This window comes from Paenibacillus dendritiformis (genome assembly GCF_945605565.1).
GTDB classification, from domain to species: Bacteria; Bacillota; Bacilli; order Paenibacillales; family Paenibacillaceae; genus Paenibacillus_B; species Paenibacillus_B dendritiformis_A.
This window is the reverse complement of sequence record NZ_OX216966.1, coordinates 4754509-4771056: the sequence shown is the minus strand read 5'-3', so window position 1 is coordinate 4771056 and position 16548 is coordinate 4754509. Positions and strand designations below refer to the sequence as shown.

17 protein-coding genes are annotated in these 16548 nt (G+C 59.5%); 15 read left to right on the top strand and 2 right to left on the bottom strand.

Annotated elements, in window-relative coordinates:
* The first annotated feature begins 88 nt into the window (after positions 1-88).
* From NNL35_RS21400 to lipB, 4 genes are all read left to right on the top strand, one after another.
* Positions 89-1120, top strand: a complete 1032-nt coding sequence (locus NNL35_RS21400) for a thiamine pyrophosphate-dependent dehydrogenase E1 component subunit alpha (protein WP_006676781.1) — start codon at positions 89-91, stop codon at positions 1118-1120.
* Positions 1111-2094 (top strand): alpha-ketoacid dehydrogenase subunit beta, encoded by a 984-nt coding sequence (locus tag NNL35_RS21395; RefSeq protein WP_006676782.1) that lies wholly within the window; start codon positions 1111-1113, stop codon positions 2092-2094. The genes NNL35_RS21400 and NNL35_RS21395 overlap by 10 nt, the downstream gene beginning before the upstream one ends.
* Positions 2095-2194: 100 nt before the next feature.
* Positions 2195-3568: a dihydrolipoamide acetyltransferase family protein gene (locus tag NNL35_RS21390; protein ID WP_254553709.1), complete on the top strand. Its 1374-nt coding sequence runs from the start codon at positions 2195-2197 to the stop codon at positions 3566-3568.
* Positions 3569-3630: 62 nt separating this feature from the next.
* Positions 3631-4359 (top strand): lipoyl(octanoyl) transferase LipB, encoded by a 729-nt coding sequence (gene lipB / locus NNL35_RS21385; RefSeq protein ID WP_006676784.1) that lies wholly within the window; start codon positions 3631-3633, stop codon positions 4357-4359.
* A 141-nt stretch (positions 4360-4500) separates the two neighbouring features.
* Here the strand turns inward: lipB and prli42 are convergent, their stop codons facing one another.
* On the bottom strand, positions 4501-4602 hold the full coding sequence (gene prli42, locus NNL35_RS21380) for a stressosome-associated protein Prli42 (protein WP_085982251.1): 102 nt from the start codon (positions 4600-4602) through the stop codon (positions 4501-4503).
* A gap of 89 nt (positions 4603-4691) precedes the next feature.
* Here prli42 and NNL35_RS21375 point away from each other — a divergent pair, with 89 nt between their 5' ends.
* The 8 genes from NNL35_RS21375 (at position 4692) to NNL35_RS21340 (ending at position 13531) form a co-directional block, all read left to right on the top strand.
* Positions 4692-5822, top strand: coding sequence for a M20/M25/M40 family metallo-hydrolase (locus tag NNL35_RS21375; RefSeq protein ID WP_006676785.1), 1131 nt, complete (start codon positions 4692-4694; stop codon positions 5820-5822).
* Positions 5823-5949: 127 nt separating this feature from the next.
* On the top strand, positions 5950-6804 hold the full coding sequence (locus NNL35_RS21370; protein WP_006676786.1) for a helix-turn-helix transcriptional regulator: 855 nt from the start codon (positions 5950-5952) through the stop codon (positions 6802-6804).
* A 224-nt stretch (positions 6805-7028) separates the two neighbouring features.
* On the top strand, positions 7029-8204 hold the full coding sequence (locus NNL35_RS21365) for a Gfo/Idh/MocA family protein (RefSeq protein ID WP_254553708.1): 1176 nt from the start codon (positions 7029-7031) through the stop codon (positions 8202-8204).
* Between the two features lie 81 nt (positions 8205-8285).
* Complete coding sequence (locus tag NNL35_RS21360; RefSeq protein WP_254553707.1) at positions 8286-9566, top strand: glucuronate isomerase; 1281 nt, start codon at positions 8286-8288, stop codon at positions 9564-9566.
* A 2-nt stretch (positions 9567-9568) separates the two neighbouring features.
* On the top strand, positions 9569-10339 hold the full coding sequence (locus NNL35_RS21355) for an SDR family oxidoreductase (protein ID WP_420832861.1): 771 nt from the start codon (positions 9569-9571) through the stop codon (positions 10337-10339).
* 135 nt (positions 10340-10474) lie between these two features.
* Positions 10475-11362 (top strand): sugar phosphate isomerase/epimerase family protein, encoded by an 888-nt coding sequence (locus NNL35_RS21350; protein WP_254553705.1) that lies wholly within the window; start codon positions 10475-10477, stop codon positions 11360-11362.
* Positions 11359-12492 carry a Gfo/Idh/MocA family protein gene (locus NNL35_RS21345; protein ID WP_254553704.1) on the top strand — a complete coding sequence of 378 codons (1134 nt, stop codon included), beginning with the start codon at positions 11359-11361 and terminating at the stop codon, positions 12490-12492. Before NNL35_RS21350 ends, NNL35_RS21345 begins: the two co-directional genes overlap by 4 nt.
* Complete coding sequence (locus NNL35_RS21340; RefSeq protein ID WP_254553703.1) at positions 12458-13531, top strand: mannonate dehydratase; 1074 nt, start codon at positions 12458-12460, stop codon at positions 13529-13531. The genes NNL35_RS21345 and NNL35_RS21340 overlap by 35 nt, the downstream gene beginning before the upstream one ends.
* Before the next feature lie 90 nt (positions 13532-13621).
* Here the strand turns inward: NNL35_RS21340 and NNL35_RS21335 are convergent, their stop codons facing one another.
* Positions 13622-13771, bottom strand: coding sequence for a hypothetical protein (locus NNL35_RS21335; RefSeq protein ID WP_158000447.1), 150 nt, complete (start codon positions 13769-13771; stop codon positions 13622-13624).
* Between the two features lie 152 nt (positions 13772-13923).
* On the opposite strand from NNL35_RS21335, the gene NNL35_RS21330 reads away from it, so the two are divergent.
* From NNL35_RS21330 to spoIIM, 3 genes are all read left to right on the top strand, one after another.
* Positions 13924-14511, top strand: a complete 588-nt coding sequence (locus tag NNL35_RS21330; RefSeq protein ID WP_254553702.1) for an NUDIX hydrolase — start codon at positions 13924-13926, stop codon at positions 14509-14511.
* Positions 14499-15710, top strand: coding sequence for an endonuclease Q family protein (locus tag NNL35_RS21325; protein ID WP_006676794.1), 1212 nt, complete (start codon positions 14499-14501; stop codon positions 15708-15710). Before NNL35_RS21330 ends, NNL35_RS21325 begins: the two co-directional genes overlap by 13 nt.
* Before the next feature lie 122 nt (positions 15711-15832).
* A complete protein-coding gene (gene spoIIM, locus NNL35_RS21320; protein WP_254553701.1) occupies positions 15833-16477 on the top strand; it encodes a stage II sporulation protein M in 645 nt (214 codons plus the stop codon).
* Positions 16478-16548: the final 71 nt, after the last annotated feature.

The following is a 16548-nucleotide window of genomic DNA, read 5'->3' as shown; positions in this document are numbered from 1 at the left end:
ACGATGAGAGTATAATAAGTTTAGAGTCAAGTCTTAGTACCTGGTATTATACTTGCGACAGACTTGAATGAATAAGGAGGTCTGCTTCATGACGCCGGAAGTGAATACTCGTCAGAAGACGAGGCATGAGTCCCTCGGACTCTCGGATGAACAGGCGGTTGACATGTACCGGAAGATGCGGCTTGCCCGCATGTACGATGAACGGGCGCTGCTGCTGCAGCGGGCGGGAAAAATCAATTTTCACGTATCCGGTATCGGTCAGGAAGCTGCCCAGATCGGTGCGGCATTTGCATTGGATAAGGAGAAAGACTATTTTTTACCCTATTACCGCGATTACGGATTCGTCCTGTCCGTCGGTATGACGATAAGAGAATTGATGCTGGCCATTTTTGCCAAGGCCGAGGATCCGAACAGCGGCGGCCGGCAGATGCCGGGCCATTTCGGCTGCAAGCGACTTCGCATCGTCACCGGATCCAGTCCGGTGGCGACGCAAGTGCCGCATGCCGTAGGCATTGCGCTGGCGGCGAAAATGCGCAACGAAGAAGCGGTCTCCTTCGTCACGCTGGGCGACGGCTCGAGCAACCAGGGGGATTTCCATGAGGGGTGCAACTTCGCGGGCGTGCATAAGCTGCCGATGATCGTGATGGTGGAGAATAACCAGTATGCCATCTCCGTCCCTCTGGACAAGCAGGTGGCGGGACGCATCAGCGACCGGGCGCTGGGCTATGGCTTCCCTGGGGTACGCATCGACGGCTGCGATGTGCTGGAGGTGTATCGCACCGTCAAGGAAGCACGCGAGCGGGCGCTTCGGGGCGAAGGGCCTACTCTTATCGAGGCGGTGATGTACCGGTTGGCTCCGCATTCGACTTCGGACAATGATATGGTATACCGGTCGAAGGAAGAAGTGGAGATGAACTGGAAGAACGATGCGCTGCCTCGCTACAAGGCGTATTTGATGGAATGCGGCCTCTGGTCAGAGGAAGAGGACGCGCAGCTCATCGCGGACATCAAATCGATGGTGGATCGCGATATCGCGTACGCCGAGCAGGCTGCCTTCCCGGCTGGAGAAGAGGCGCTGCGGCACGTCTATGCGGAGGAGGAAGCAGGCACATGGCGGTAATCGATTATATTGACGCAATACGAACGGCAATGAAGGAAGAGATGGAACGGGATGCCGACGTATTCGTGCTTGGCGAGGATGTCGGGCTCAAGGGCGGCGTGTTCACGACGACGAAGGGGCTGTATGAGCAATTCGGCGAAGCGCGCTCGCTCGATACGCCGCTGGCCGAATCCGCGATCGCGGGCGTCGCGATCGGCGCCGCGATGGTCGGGATGAAGCCGATCGCAGAAATGCAGTATTCGGACTTCATGTTCCCGGCGACGAACCAGATTATCAGCGAAGCGGCGAGAATCCGCTACCGCTCCAACAATGACTGGTCCTGTCCGCTTGTCATTCGCGCCCCGATTGGGGGCGGGGTGGCTGGCGGACTGTACCATTCACAATGTCCCGAATCGGTCTTTTTCGGCACGCCCGGATTGAAGATCGTCGCTCCGGCCACGCCTTATGACGCGAAGGGTCTGCTCATTGCGGCTATCCGCGACCCGGACCCGGTATTATATTTCGAGAATAAGAAATGCTATCGCATGATTAGCGGGGAAGTGCCGGAAGGCGATTATGTCGTTCCGATTGGACAAGCGAATGTCGTGCGCGAAGGAACGGATATTACCGTCATCACCTACAGCCTGCCGGTCCATATGTCGATGCAAGCTGCGGATGAGCTGGCCAAGGAAGGGATCAGCGCGCATATTCTTGATCTGCGCACGATTCAACCGCTGGATCGGGAAGCGATTCTCGAAGCGGCGGCGAAGACGGGCAAAGTGTTGATCATTCATGAAGACAACAAGTCGGGAGGTATCGGCGCGGAGGTCTCCGCCATTATTGCGGAAGAGCTGCTGTTCGATCTGGACGCGCCGATCAAGAGACTGTGCAGCCCGGATATTCCGGCAGGACCGTACAGCCCTCCGCTCGAGAAGTTCTTTATGTTGAACAAGGATAAGGTCAAGGATGCCATGCGCGAGCTGGCGTTGTTCTAAGGACGGGAAGCGGCCGGACAGGCGGAACGCCGGCACTGTGCTCAAGCATGCCGCAGATTCGCAGGGTCCGGCCGGTTGTCAAGAACGGGAGTGAAAATCAATGTCTGATGTTAATGGGAAAGAAATCACGATGCCGCAGTTGGCCGAATCGCTTGTGCAGGCTACGATCGGCAAATGGCTGAAGAAGCCCGGAGACTCGTTCGAGGCGTATGAGCCAATCTGTGAAGTCATTACCGATAAAGTCGTTGCTGAACTGCCGGCTACCGAAGCGGGCGTCATGGAACAGATTATCGCGCAAGAGGGCGAGACCGTAGCCGTCGGCGCCGTTATCTGCCGCGTCCGCACGGAAGCGGCTGCGGTTCCGGCGGACGCAGGGCAGGCGAACAAGCCTGCCGCCGCGCAGGGCAGCGTCCCGGCGCCTGCTTCCGCCGGGCAAGATATGAGCGGGCGCTACTCGCCTGCCGTCCAACGCTTGGCGTCGGAGCATGGCATCGATCTGACCCGCTTGAAGGGCTCCGGCTTAGGCGGCCGGATTACGCGGAAGGACGTGCAGGCGGCCGTCGAGTCGGGAGCGACTGCCGCAGGCGCTGGAGCAGGTGCGGGCGGGCAGACGCTTCGCCAAGCAGCCTCATCGCCGGCGGGCCAGGCCGGAACTCCGGCCCCTAACGCAGCTTCGGAGCCGCTGCCGGATGCGGCTCAGGTGCCGGTGCGCCATTCGGGGCTCCATCTGGCGGATTCGCCGCGCATACCGACCATCGAAGTAGAGGAAGCCGGCCGCGGAGAGACGTTCATTGACGTGACGCCTATCCGCCATACGATTGCGAGCCGGATGCGGCAAAGCGTCTCCGAGATTCCGCATGCGTGGACGATGATTGAAGTCGACGTGACGAATCTCGTGCTGCTGCGCAACAAGGTCAAGGACGAGTTCATGCGCAAGGAAGGCTTCAATCTGACCTATCTCGCCTTCGTGCTCAAGGCGGTCGTCAACGCGATTAAGGATTATCCGATCATGAACTCGGTCTGGGCTGTCGACAAGATTATCGTCAAGCGGGACATCAATCTGTCGCTGGCGGTCGGCACGGAAGACTCGGTGCTGACGCCGGTCATCAAGCATGCGGATCAGAAGAACATTGCGGGCCTCGCCCGGGAAATCGACGAGTTGGCGCGCAAAACGCGCGAAGGACGGCTCAGACCCGATGATATGCAGGGCGGAACCTTCACCGTGAACAATACGGGCTCGTTCGGCTCGATTCTGTCCTACCCGATAATCAACTATCCGCAGGCGGCGATTCTGACGTTCGAGTCGATCGTCAAGAAGCCGGTCGTCATCAACGACATGATCGCGGTCCGCTCGATGGCGAACATGTGCTTATCGCTCGATCACCGCATTTTGGACGGCGTCATCTGCGGCCGCTTCCTGCAGCGCGTGAAGGAGAATCTGGAAGGCTATACGCTCGATACGAAAGTGTACTGAGCGCAGGAACCGGCATGAACGGCACGAGAGAAGACTTTTTAACAAAAGAAGGCGATATCAGGATGAATGGAACGGCAGAATCGGCACAAGGCGGGAGAAAACTTCGTGTTCATCATTTGGGCTTTACCGACTACGGCGAAGCGTGGGAACTGCAAAAAAGCATCGTGAAGCAGGTCGACAGCGGGGAGCGGGACGATACGCTGCTGCTGCTGGAGCATCCGCCGACCTACACGATCGGATCGCAGCGGCATCCGGAGCATTTGCTGCTGTCTCCCGAGCAATTGAAGGCGCAAGGCATCGCGGTCTATCAGATTGACCGCGGCGGGGATATCACCTATCACGGTCCGGGGCAGCTTGTCGGCTATCCGCTGCTGCTGCTCGAAGGGAAGCGGATCGACCTTCACGGCTACTTGCGCTCCCTGGAGGAAGCGATCATTCGGCTTCTCGCTTCGTTCGGGATCGAGGGAAGCCGCAAGCCGGAATATACGGGCGTCTGGGTCGGAGACGTGAAGCTGGCCGCTATCGGCGTCAAGTTCAATAAATGCTCCCGGCACCGGGGCTTCGTCACGAGCCACGGATTTGCCCTGAACGTCAAGAGCGGCATCCAGGCAGCCGGCTTCAGCGGCATTGTGCCGTGCGGAATCAGCGAGTATGGTGTCACTTCTCTGGAGGACTGCACAGGCATGGAATTTACGGTAGAGGACGTCGGCAGACGGCTGCTGCCTTACTTGGCCGAGGTGCTGGAGTATGATGAGGCGATTGTCGAGCCATTGGAGGCGCGGAGCAGGTAGCAGCGGATTCAGGCGGAGTGAGTTCCCGCCCCTGCATGGGCGTTGAGCGGAGTGGCGGAACGAAGGCTGCGCAGGGATAGCGGGAGGGCAGGGCGTCCTGTCGGGAACAGCCTGTCCCTCCCATTCCGGATGCTGCCGCTGTCAGCCGTACAATAACGGCTCGATCAGCACAAGCACAGTGGACACGAGCATGGCCGCCAGCATCAGATAGACGATAATTTTGAACCACTTTTTGGATTGCATGTAACGGGTAAGCTCCTTTCTTCAGCAATAGCTGAATTTCAGATCATTACCCTTATTGTAACGAACAATTCGTCAGGAGGAAAGCGAATATGGTTCAACAGGATAGAGTAGTGAAGCATTTCATGGAATTGGTGCAGGTGGACAGCGAGACGAAAAACGAGCGCGCAATCTGCGACGTGCTCAAGCAGCAATTCGAAGCGCTCGGACTGCAGGTGACCGAGGACGATACGGCTCCGGTGACGGGGCATGGGGCAGGCAACCTGATCGTGAACTGGCCGGCGACGCCGGGACAGGAAGGCGGCACCCGCCTGTTCTTCACCTCCCATATGGATACGGTCAAGCCGGGCAACGGCATTCGCCCGCAGCTCGGAGAGGACGGCTACATACGCAGCGACGGCACCACGATCCTCGGCTCGGACGATAAGGCAGGTCTGGCGGCCATGTTCGAAGCCATTCGCGTCATCACGGAGACGAACCGCCCGCATGGACAGGTTCAATTCGTCATTACGGTCGGTGAAGAATCGGGCCTCGTCGGGGCGCGGGCCATGTCAGCCGAGCATCTTCAAGCCGATCTCGGCTTCGCGCTCGACTCGAACGGAGAGGTCGGCGCTATCGCGGTGGCGGCGCCTACCCAAGCGAAGATTTCGATGGAGATTTTCGGGAAGTCGGCGCATGCCGGCGTGAATCCGGAGGACGGCATCAGCGCGATTCAGGTTGCCAGCAAGGCGATTGCGCGCATGCCGCTGGGACGCATCGATCATGAGACGACGGCTAACATCGGCCGCTTCGAGGGCGGCGGCGCCACGAATATCGTCTGCGATTATGTGAAGCTGGACGCCGAAGCGCGCAGCATCGTGCAGAGCAAGGTCGAAGCCCAGGTTCAGAAGATGAAGGAAGCGCTGGAGAGCGTGGCCGCCGAGTACGGCGCCCGTGCGGAATTCAAGAGCGATATCGTCTATCCGGCGTTCAATTTTACGGAAAAGGATGAAGTCGTGAAGCTGGCGCAGCGCGCCATCGAGCGAATCGGCTCCGTCTCCCGCCTGTTCCATTCCGGCGGCGGCAGCGACGCCAATATCTTTAACGGCATGGGCGTGCCGACGGTCAATCTGGCTGTAGGCTACGAAGATATCCATACGACGAGCGAACGCATTCACGTATCCGATCTGGTACGGACGAGCGAACTGGTCGTTGCCTTGATCGAAGAGGCGGCGAAGGCGTAAGCGGCTGAGCGATTCGGATGGAAGCCTGCCGTTTGCCGTGTGCGGACTGCGCCGGGAATTGGTCCGCGCCGCACCGGCTGTGCAAGCGTCCGGGCTGTGAAGCGGCCACCTGAAGGAGGAGAGACGATTGTCCTTCATTCATCATTCCTCGATGTTCGATTTTCAATATCGCAATACGGCGCCTTACGAGACGCCGTATTTCCATTCTCATGCCAATTATGAGATTTATCTGTTCCATTCCGGCCATGTTCACTATTTGATCGGCGATCAGATCTATCTCCTTCAGCCGGGAGATCTGATTCTGATGCACGGCCTGACGCTGCACCGGCCGAATATCGACACCCGTTATCCGTACATCCGCTCCATCATTCACTTCGATCCGCGGTATGTGGAGGCGATCCATGCGGCAGGCGATGCCGCGCAGGAGCTGCTGCGCCCGTTCCGGGCGTTGAAGTACGCCCGCTTGCGGCTGTCCGAAGGCCAGTTGGACGAGGCGATGCAGCTGCTCGACCGCATGAGCCTGATGGAAGGGCGCGGGGACTTCGTCGGCGTTCAGCGGCAGCGGCTTGCTTTTCTCGAACTGCTGTATTGCATCTATGATTGGTGTCAGGAGCCGCTTGCGGAACGGTCGGCCGAAGGGGAGCCCGAGATCCGGGTGCAGGAGGCGATACAGGTCATCGAAGGCTGCTATCAAGAGGAGATTACGCTGGAGGACATCGCCAGCCGCTTGCATATGAACAAGCATTATCTCAGCAAAGTATTCAAAGAAGTGACCGGTACGACCGTATTCACGTATCTGTACCACCGCCGCATCAACCAGGCGAAGATCTGGTTTTTGACGGAACCGGATTGGTCGGTAACCGAGGTGGCGATGCGGACGGGGTTCAAGCATTTATCGCATTTCTCCCGCCTGTTCAAGCAAATGGTCGGGTGTTCGCCGGATCAATACCGCAAGCAGCTTCAAGCTTCCGAGACAGGGTAACCTGGAACGGAAGCTTTTTTTGGCTGGGCGGCCGGAAAGAAGGGACGGTTGTCTCCAGCAGGCGCCGCCTCCATCCGTTGAATGCCAACCACAGTTAAATGAGCTCCAGAAACGCTTAATCCGATGAAAGCGCACTCAACTCGTCTTGTGATACGCTACGTACAAATGCAACCGTACCGGCTGCGTTCCAGCTTATTTATTCGTCAGTTAAGGAGGAAACGCGAGTGGATACCGTACGAATTGGCGTCATCGGATTAGGAAATATGGGGAGCGCGCATGCGAAGTGCATCGCGCGCGGCGAGATAACAGGGGCGGTATTGGGCGCTGTCTGCGACAGCGTTCCCGGCCGCCAGGAGTGGGCGCAGTCCGAATTGGGGGAGCACATCTCGTTTTATTCGACAGAGGAAGAGATGCTGGCCTCCGGGAAGATTGATGCGGTGCTGATCGCGACGCCTCATTACCATCACCCGCAATCGGCCATCAACGCATTCGAGCATGGGCTGCACGTCTTGATCGAGAAGCCGGCCGGCGTCTATACGAAGCAGGTGCGGGAGATGAACGAGCGGGCAACGCGAAGCGGCAAAGTGTTCGGCATCATGTACAATCAGCGCAGCCAGCCGATCTACCAGAAGCTCCGCGATCTGATTCAATCGGGAGAGCTGGGCGAGATCCGGCGGACGAACTGGATTATTACGAACTGGTACCGGCCGCAGAGCTATTATAATTCGGGCGGCTGGCGCGCGACCTGGGCAGGGGAAGGCGGCGGCGTCCTTATCAATCAGGATCCGCACCAGCTTGATCTGTGGCAGTGGACGACCGGCCTTGTGCCGAAGCGGATGCGGGCGTTTTGCCGCTTCGGGCATTATCGGGACATCGAGGTCGAGGACGATGTCACCGCCTATGTAGAGTACGAGAACGGAGCGAGCGGCGTATTCGTGACGACGACCGGCGAGGCGCCGGGCACGAACCGCTTCGAGATCACCGGGGATCGGGGCAAGGTCGTCATCGAGAACGGGAAGCTGACGTTTTGGCGGCTGCGGGTGTCTGAGCCGGAGTTCAACCGGCAATATGAAGGCATGTTCGGACAGCCTGAATGCTGGAAATGCGAAATCCCGGTCCATGGACAGGGCGGCGAGCACCGCTACATTATTCAGAACTGGACCGACGCGATCCGGACAGGCGCGCCGCTTCTTGCGCCGGGCGAAGAAGGCATCCACGGCCTGACGCTGTCGAACGCGATGCTGCTGTCGACCTGGACGGACAACTGGGTTACGTTCCCGCTGGATGAGGATCTGTTCCATACGGAGCTGCAGAAGCGGATTACCCAGTCCCGCTATGCGGCCGATGCGCCGGAAGAGGTGCGGGCTCCGGCGGATATGAGCCGTTCGTTCGGTTCGTAGCCGGCTGTCAACCGGACAGCAGGGTGTCGCAGACATTCCGAGGATAACGGCTGGACAAAGGGAGAAGGAGGTTGACTGTGGATGAACCAGGACGAACAGGCGATTCGGCAGATGGCGCATGAGGTCGTGAAGCAATGCGCCGTCACCGATATGCATACCCATCTGTATGCGGAGAGTTTCGGCTCCCTGCTGCTCTGGGGGATCGATGAGCTGTTGACGTACCATTATCTGATTGCCGAAATGTTCCGCCATTCCGCCGTTCCGGAAGAGACATTCTGGAGTTGGAGCAAGGAGCGGCAGGCGGATCACGTGTTCCAGACCTTGTTCGTCGATCGCTCTCCCGTCAGCGAGGCGGCGATTGCGGTCGTCGGCATATGCCAGCGGCTCGGCATGCCAATCGCCAGCCGCAGCATCGAGGCGCTCCGGGAAGCGTGGTCGAAGGTAAGCTTATCGGAGCATATCGATCATATTTTCCGCTTGGCGAATGTGAAGCAAGTCGTGATGACCAACGACCCGTTCGACCCGTTGGAGCGGCCGGTCTGGCAGGGCGGCGGAGTCCGGGATTCCCGGTTCCTGGCGGCGCTCCGGATCGATTCCTTGCTGCTGGACTGGGAAGCGGCCTGTCCGAAGCTGCAGGCGGAGGGCTTTGCGGTGACGGCGGAATGGGACGGGCCGGGCGGCGAACAGAATGTCCGCGAGGCGAGACGGTTCCTGAAGGAATGGGCGGTGCGGATGAAGGCGGTCTATATTGCCGCATCCTTGCCCGGAACGTTCCGGTATCCAGACGACGGGTGGAGCAGCCGCATGCTCGACGAGGCGGTCATCCCGGTCTGCCGGGAGCTGAATCTGCCGCTGGCGCTCATGATCGGCGTCAAGCGCCAGGTCAATCCGGCCTTGCGGCTGGCGGGAGACCGCGGGGAGCGGACCGACATCGGCATGCTGGAGCGGCTGCTTGTCCGCTATCCGTCGCAGCGGTTCATGGTCACCCTGCTCGCCCGCGAGAATCAGCATGAGCTGGCGGTGCTGGCGCGCAAGTTCCGTAATCTGCTGCCTTTTGGCTGCTGGTGGTTCCTGCATACCGAATCGATGATTGCGGAGATGACCCGGATGCGCACCGAGCTGCTCGGCACCTCCTTCGTCCCGCAGCATTCGGATTGCCGGGTGCTGGAGCAGCTAATTACGAAGTGGGATTATTCGCGCCATACGGTCGCCGAAGTGCTGGCTCATCAATATATCCGCCTCGCGCGGGCCGGATGGACGGTGTCGCGGGAAGAGATGGAACGGGATGCGGATGAATGGTTCAACCGTCAATTCCGGACGTTCGCCGGCATCGCGCCGGATGAGGGAAGGCAAGGAGGATGAACATGTCGCAATGGTTTGATTTGAGCGGGAAGACCGCGGTTATTGCCGGAGGTACGAGCACGCTGGGCCGGTCCATGGCCGAGGCACTGGCTGCGCATGGGGCCCAGGTCGCTATCATCGGGCGCAAGGCGGATGCGGCCGCTGAAGTGGTGGCGCAGCTGGCCGAGGCGGGAGGAGACGCCCAGGCGTTCCTGGGCGATATGACGGACGAGCGCGATATCGAGCGCCTCCACGCCGAAGTGATGGAGCGCTACGGGATGGTCGATGTGCTGCTCTACTGTCCCGGAGTGAACAGCGCGACCCCGTTCTTCGAGCTGGAGATGGAAGAATGGGACCATATCATGAACGTTAATGTGAAGGGCGCCATCCGGATGTGCCAGCAATTCGGGCAATCGATGATCGGAGGCGGGAGCGGAGGTTCCATTATTCTCATCTCCTCCGTCTCCTCGGATCCGCCGTTATCCCGCGTGTTTACCTATTCCATGTCGAAGGCGGCCTTGAACAGCATGACCAAATATTTGGCTCGTGAATTCGCTCCTCACGGCGTCAGGGTCAACGCCATCATCCCCGGCTTCTTCCCGGCGGAGCAGAACCGGGCGATCCTGTCCCCGGAGCGGGTGGAAGCGATTATGAGGCATACGCCGATGGGGCGGTTCGGCACCCCCGAGGAGCTGCAAGGAACTGCCGTCTGGCTGGCGTCGGAGCGGGCTTCGGGCTTTGTGACCGGCGCATTGATCCGCGTCGATGGCGGCTTCGGCGCGATGACGATCTAGATGCCAGTCCGGCTCATCCAAGATCGAACTGAACCAGGATCCGGCGAGGACCGGAAGGAAGCTTATGCTGAAATACACCAACGAACACAGCAAGCAATTTCAAATCACTGTCTCTATATGAAGGAGGACGCATCTATGAAATGGTCTGTCTTTACCGTAGCTGTTCCCGATCTATCGGTGGAACAAGTCATTCCGGCAGCAGCGGAGGCCGGGCTGCACGGAATCGAATGGCGCTGCGCGCCAAGGCCGGCGGAGGCGACAAGCCAGCCGCCATCCTTCTGGGGCAATAATCTGTGCACCATCGAGCCCGGAACCGCTCCGGAAGTGCTTGAGGGCCTGCGCGGGCAGATGCGCGAGCATGGCCTCGACAGCGCCGCCGTCATGCCCTACTTGAAGGTCGGAGATGTGGAGGCGGCGGAAGAAGTGATGCGCCTTGCCCAGGCGCTGGGCGCACCGATGATGCGCATCGGCGTCCATGGCTATAACCGGAGCCGGCCTTACCGCGAGCTGTATGACGAGCAGATGGAATACGTTGCGAAGCTTGTGCCGCTGCTGAAGCACTATGGCATCCGGGGACTGATCGAGACGCATCATATGACGATCGCGCCAAGCGCAAGCGCGGCATACCGGATCGCGTCTTCCTTCGACCCGGAACATATCGGTGTGCTGTTCGACCCCGGCAATATGGTGTTCGAGGGGTATGAGAACCACCGCATGGGCCTGGAAATGCTGGGGCCGTACCTGGCGCATGTCCATGTCAAAAATGCGGATGTTGCGGCCGTTCGGGACAATAACGGCCCGAAGCTGGAATGGTCGCCGCTGGAGCGGGGATTCGTCCGCTGGCAGCAGGTGATGGAGGACTTGACCGCTGTCGGTTATGACGGCTATTGCGGGGTGGAAGATTTTAGCGGCGTCCATTCCTCAGGCGACATGCTGCGCGGCTTCGTCTCGCTAATGAAGGAGCTTGCGGATGGAGCCGCAGCCCGTCAGGAAGCCGGAAGCGCCAGGGGGAGTTCGCGATGAACCGCACTGACGGCATGCGCTACGCCCCGGAAGGCAAGCCGAACCCGGTATGCGGGCCGGGGGAATTCGTGTTCGCAGCGATGGCGCTGGAGCATGGGCATATTTACGGCATGTGCAACGGCTTGATGGAGGCGGGAGCGACCTTGAAATGGGTCTACGACCCCGATCCCTCCAAGGTAGAAGCGTTCCAGGCCCGTTATCCCGGGGTGCGGGCCGCCCGCTCGGAAGCGGAGATTTTGGAGGATCCCGAGGTGCGGCTTATCGCCGCGGCTGCCGTCCCGGCGGACCGGTGCGCACTCGGGCTCCGGGCAATGGAGCACGGCAAAGATTACTTTACGGATAAGACGCCGTTCACGTCGTTCGAGCAGTTGGAAGCGGCGTGCCGCTCCGTCGCTGACACGAAGCGGAAGTATATGGTCTACTACAGCGAACGGCTGCATTCGGAGAGCGCGGTGTATGCCGGGCAGCTGATTCAGGAAGGCGCTATCGGCAGAGTGCTGCAGGTGATGGGAACGGGACCGCACCGGCTGCAGGCGCCGCAGCGTCCGGCCTGGTTTTTCGAGAAGGAGCGTTACGGCGGGATATTATGCGATATCGGCAGTCACCAGGCCGAGCAATTTCTGTACTATGCGGGCTGCCGCGATGCGCAAGTGCTGCACAGCAAGGTGGCGAATTACGCGCATCCCGAATATCCGGAACTTGAGGACTTCGGGGACGCCATGCTGCTGGGGGACAACGGCGCCACCAATTATTTCCGGGTCGACTGGTTCACGCCGGACGGACTCGGCACATGGGGGGACGGCCGCACCGTCATCCTCGGCACGGACGGCTATATCGAGCTGCGCAAATATATCGATGTCGCCCGCTCCAACACGCCGGATCATGTCTATCTCGTCAACCATGAGGGAGAACGGCATATCCCGGTGTCCGGCAAGGTCGGATTCCCTTTCTTCGGAGAGCTGATTAGCGATTGCCTTCATCGGACGGAGCGGGCGATGACGCAGCAGCATGCGTTCAAGGCGGCCGAGCTGGCGCTGGCGGCGCAGGCGAATGCGATCGTCATTCCGAATCCATCGGTAAAAGGAGGCGAAGAGCTTGGAATTAACGTTCCGCTGGTATGGCGCGGATGACCCGGTCCGGCTTGAATATATTCATCAGATTCCGGGGATGCAAGGCATCGTGTCGGCCGTCTATGATGTTCCGGTCGGTGAAGTATGGAGCCGGGAACGGATTCGCGGCCTGAAGGAGACGGTGGAGGCGCACGGCTTGCGGCTCGCCGTCATCGAGAGCGTTCCGGTCCATGAAGATATCAAGCTGGGGCTGGCCGGACGGGACCGGTATATCGACAATTACATTGCGACGCTTCGCAATCTGGCGGCGGAAGGTATCCGGACGGTCTGCTACAACGTCATGCCGGTGTTCGATTGGACCCGCTCGCAGCTTGATCATGTGCTGGCGGACGGTTCCACGACGCTTATCTATGAGGATGACGTCATTCAACAGATGGATCCGGCGGACGGAACGCTGCGCCTTCCCGGCTGGGACACGAGCTATCTTGACGGGGAAGTCGGCCGCCTGTTCGAACGCTACCGTTCCATCGGCGAGGAGCAGTATTGGGAGAACATCGCTTATTTCGTCCAGCGGGTCATGCCGGAGGCGGCGGAACTGGGGATGCGGATGGCGGTTCACCCGGATGATCCGCCGTGGCCGATATTCGGCTTGCCGCGAATCCTGGGCAGAGAAGAGCAGTTCGCCCGCTATTTATCGCTCTTCGATCATCCCGCCCACGGCATGTGCTTCTGCACCGGATCGCTGGGCTCTGATCCGGCGAATGATTTGCCGCATATGATCCGGCAATTCGGCCATGCGGGCCGCATTCATTTCGTTCATGCGCGCAACGTGCTGGTTACCGGACATCGCTCGTTCCAGGAGACGGCCCATCTGTCGTCCGCCGGTTCCGTCGACATGACCGCGGTTATGCGCGCGCTGGCGGACATCGGGTATACCGGCCCGCTGCGCTCGGATCACGGCCGCATGATCTGGGGCGAGCAGGGGCGCCCCGGGTATGGGTTGTATGACCGGGCGCTCGGCGCCGTCTACTTGAACGGCATTTGGGAAGCCGTGACGAAATGTTCGGCTGCGGTGCGGGAGCATCATCCCGCAAATTAAGACAAGGGTACGGATGAGGCGGTGGCCGCCTTGGTCCGTACCCTTTTTGTTATTGCCGCGAGCTCGGGCTGGCCGCAAAGCCATGTTTCTCTATTTTTTAGCCCGGCTCTGTTGCTTTTGGAGCGTCATGGACAACGTGGCGGTACGGCCTTCCCGAATCATGAGCCTTCTCAGCTCGGCGCGAATTTCATAGCTTTTCCCCACGAACAGCATATCCTGCTTGGAATAATATTGTTTCATGTCATTACCCTCATTTCGTTCGGACGAGCCGTTTTGGTATAATGAGTATGTTGCATCGAACGGAATTATGTATGCATAGCGATGGCTTGATCCGGAGCTGAACAGCCCCGGAAGGATGAGCCAACCATTTGTTATAAGGGAGTGGGCACTAGATGAGCGTGCACGATGATGTCAATCAAGCCAAAAAACGCCCGTCGCTCGAAGAAGTGACGGTTGATACGACTACGATTTTCGAAGGGAAAATCATTGATCTGCAGGTCGTTACTGTTACTTTACCCGATGGGAGCAAAGCAACTCGGGAAATTGTCCGCCATCCGGGCGCGGTCGCAGTGCTGGCGATCAAGGACGAGCGGATGCTGGTCGTCGAGCAGTACCGCAAGCCGCTCGAGCGGACGCAGGTCGAGATTCCGGCAGGCAAGCTGGACGCGGGAGAACGGCCGGAGGATGCGGCCAAGCGGGAGCTGGAGGAGGAGACCGGCTACCGGGCAGCTTCCCTGATTCCGCTCGGGGCGTTCTCGACCTCTCCCGGCTTCGCGGACGAGATTATCTATCTGTATGCGGCGGATGGATTGGAAGAAGGCACGATGAAGCCGGACGAAGACGAGTTCCTCGAAGTAAGCGCTCTGACGATGGACGAAGCGTTCGAGGCGATGCGTCAAGGCCGAATCGGCGATGCGAAGACAATACAAGCGCTCTATGCTTGGAAAATATACGAGATGACGGGCTCATGGCCGGTATAACCACGCCCGCGGAAGGCTCCAAGTTCACCGGCATGCGCATATTCGGAGATTTCCATATCCATATCGGGAGCACGTCCCGCGGCGTACCTTGCAAGATGAGCGCAAGCCGGGATCTGACGTTCGAAGCGATTGCGAAGGAAGCGTCGGAGCGCAAAGGGCTGCACCTGATTGGGATTATCGATGCGCACGCGCCAGGCGTACAGGAGGATATCGCCGCCTTGCTTGAGCGGGGAGAGATGGAGGAACTGGCCGACGGCGGCATCCGGTACCGGAACACGACGCTGCTCCTTGGCACTGAGCTTGAAATCCGGGCGGAAGGGCTCGGGATGGCGCATGTGCTGTGCTATCTTCCCAGCTTCGATGCGATGCGTCATTTCTCCGCGTGGCTGTCGCCTTACGTGACTAATATGAATCTGTCTTCTCAGCGGGTATACGTATCGGGACAGGCGCTGCAGGAGCAGACGGCCGCGCACGGGGGCGTATTCATTCCGGCGCATGTATTCACGCCGTTCAAGAGCATCTACGGCAACTGCTCCGATCGCATGGCGGATATATTGGACATGGAGCTTATCGATGGGGTGGAACTGGGCCTTAGCGCCGACACCGAGATGGCCGGTCTCATCTCCGAATTGGATCGTTACACGCTGCTGACGAATTCGGATGCCCATTCACTTCGCAAAATTGCCCGGGAGTACAACCAATTGACGGTCGCCGAGCCCAGCTTCAAGGAGTGGGCGTTGGCGCTTCAGAACCGGGACGGCCGGTGCGTCAATGCCAATTACGGGCTGAATCCGAGCCTGGGCAAGTATCACCGCTCGCGCTGCACGGATTGCGGAGCCGTGCCCGAGACGGCGCAGCTTCCCGGGGCATGCCCCGCCTGCGGCAGTGCCAAAATCGTGCAGGGCGTGCTCGACCGCATTCACGCCATCTCGGATCGAGAGCGCAGCCAGGTTCCCGCTCATCGCCCGCCGTATATCATGCAGGTTCCGCTGGAGTTCATTCCGGGCGTCGGGCCCCGCACGCTGAACAAGCTGCTGGACCGGTTCGGCACCGAGATGGCGGTGCTGCATCAGGCGACCGCGGAGGAGCTGGCGGAGACAGTCGGGGAGAAGACGGCGGAATATATCGTCAAGGCGCGATGCGGAGAACTGGTCTTGGCGAGCGGCGGAGGAGGAACCTACGGCAAAGTCCTCGCTTAACGGCGAAGCCTGTCGAACAGAACGAACGGCTCCCGCGTTCATATTCGGACGAGCCGCCGCATACAATGGAGTGACACAGAGCCGCTGTGAGTCCATCGTATGGGAAAGGAGCCGTTCCCCTCATGAAGCCGGCATCATATTCATTTCGTCCGCAACTTCATCTATATCTTTTTGTCTCGATTTTGTTCTTGGTCGGCGTCGTGTTCGGGGCGCTGCTGGTCAATGCGCTGACGCTGGAGCAGCAGCAGGATCTGGGCAGTCATCTCGGTCACTTCTTTGTCATGCTGGACGGAGATAGTCCATCTCCGGATCGGACCGGGATGTTCGCCGAATCCGCCATGCTGTACGGCAAATGGATTGGGTTGATCGCGCTGCTGGGCTTTTCGATCATCGGCTTTCCGCTTGTCCTTGTGCTTGTCTTTGCCAAAGGAATCTTCATCGGCTTCACGGTGGGCACGCTGATCGGCCAATACGGATGGAAGGGGATGCTGTTCGCCTTCGCTTCGGTCGCCCCGCATAATTTGCTGGCCATACCGCTTATCCTGATCGCCAGCGTCGCTTCGATTACGTTCGCGACGTATATACTGAAGAACCGGGTCTTCATGCCCAAGGTTCAGTCGCTGCGCGAGCCGCTAGGCCGCTTCGTTCTCGTTCAGACGTCGGCGGCCGCCGGAATGGCCGTCGTCGCCGCCGTCATGACCTGGGTATCCCCCTCCTTGATGAAACTGGCCGCCCCGCTGCTTGCCGGAGCGGTATCCGGAGGATGAGACCCTTTTTCATTTGCGTAAATGATTTGACACTTATTGCATTCTCCCCCTATAATGATAGAAGCGAATAG

Coding starts and splice junctions, on each gene's coding strand:
- NNL35_RS21400 (WP_006676781.1), top strand. CDS start 89: ATGACGCCGGAAGTGAATACTCGTCAGAAGACGAGGCATGAGTCCCTC.
- NNL35_RS21395 (WP_006676782.1), top strand. CDS start 1,111: ATGGCGGTAATCGATTATATTGACGCAATACGAACGGCAATGAAGGAA.
- NNL35_RS21390 (WP_254553709.1), top strand. CDS start 2,195: ATGTCTGATGTTAATGGGAAAGAAATCACGATGCCGCAGTTGGCCGAA.
- lipB (WP_006676784.1), top strand. CDS start 3,631: ATGAATGGAACGGCAGAATCGGCACAAGGCGGGAGAAAACTTCGTGTT.
- prli42 (WP_085982251.1), bottom strand. CDS start 4,602: ATGCAATCCAAAAAGTGGTTCAAAATTATCGTCTATCTGATGCTGGCG.
- NNL35_RS21375 (WP_006676785.1), top strand. CDS start 4,692: ATGGTTCAACAGGATAGAGTAGTGAAGCATTTCATGGAATTGGTGCAG.
- NNL35_RS21360 (WP_254553707.1), top strand. CDS start 8,286: ATGAACCAGGACGAACAGGCGATTCGGCAGATGGCGCATGAGGTCGTG.
- NNL35_RS21355 (WP_420832861.1), top strand. CDS start 9,569: ATGTCGCAATGGTTTGATTTGAGCGGGAAGACCGCGGTTATTGCCGGA.
- NNL35_RS21350 (WP_254553705.1), top strand. CDS start 10,475: ATGAAATGGTCTGTCTTTACCGTAGCTGTTCCCGATCTATCGGTGGAA.
- NNL35_RS21345 (WP_254553704.1), top strand. CDS start 11,359: ATGAACCGCACTGACGGCATGCGCTACGCCCCGGAAGGCAAGCCGAAC.
- NNL35_RS21335 (WP_158000447.1), bottom strand. CDS start 13,771: ATGAAACAATATTATTCCAAGCAGGATATGCTGTTCGTGGGGAAAAGC.
- NNL35_RS21330 (WP_254553702.1), top strand. CDS start 13,924: ATGAGCGTGCACGATGATGTCAATCAAGCCAAAAAACGCCCGTCGCTC.
- NNL35_RS21325 (WP_006676794.1), top strand. CDS start 14,499: ATGGCCGGTATAACCACGCCCGCGGAAGGCTCCAAGTTCACCGGCATG.
- spoIIM (WP_254553701.1), top strand. CDS start 15,833: ATGAAGCCGGCATCATATTCATTTCGTCCGCAACTTCATCTATATCTT.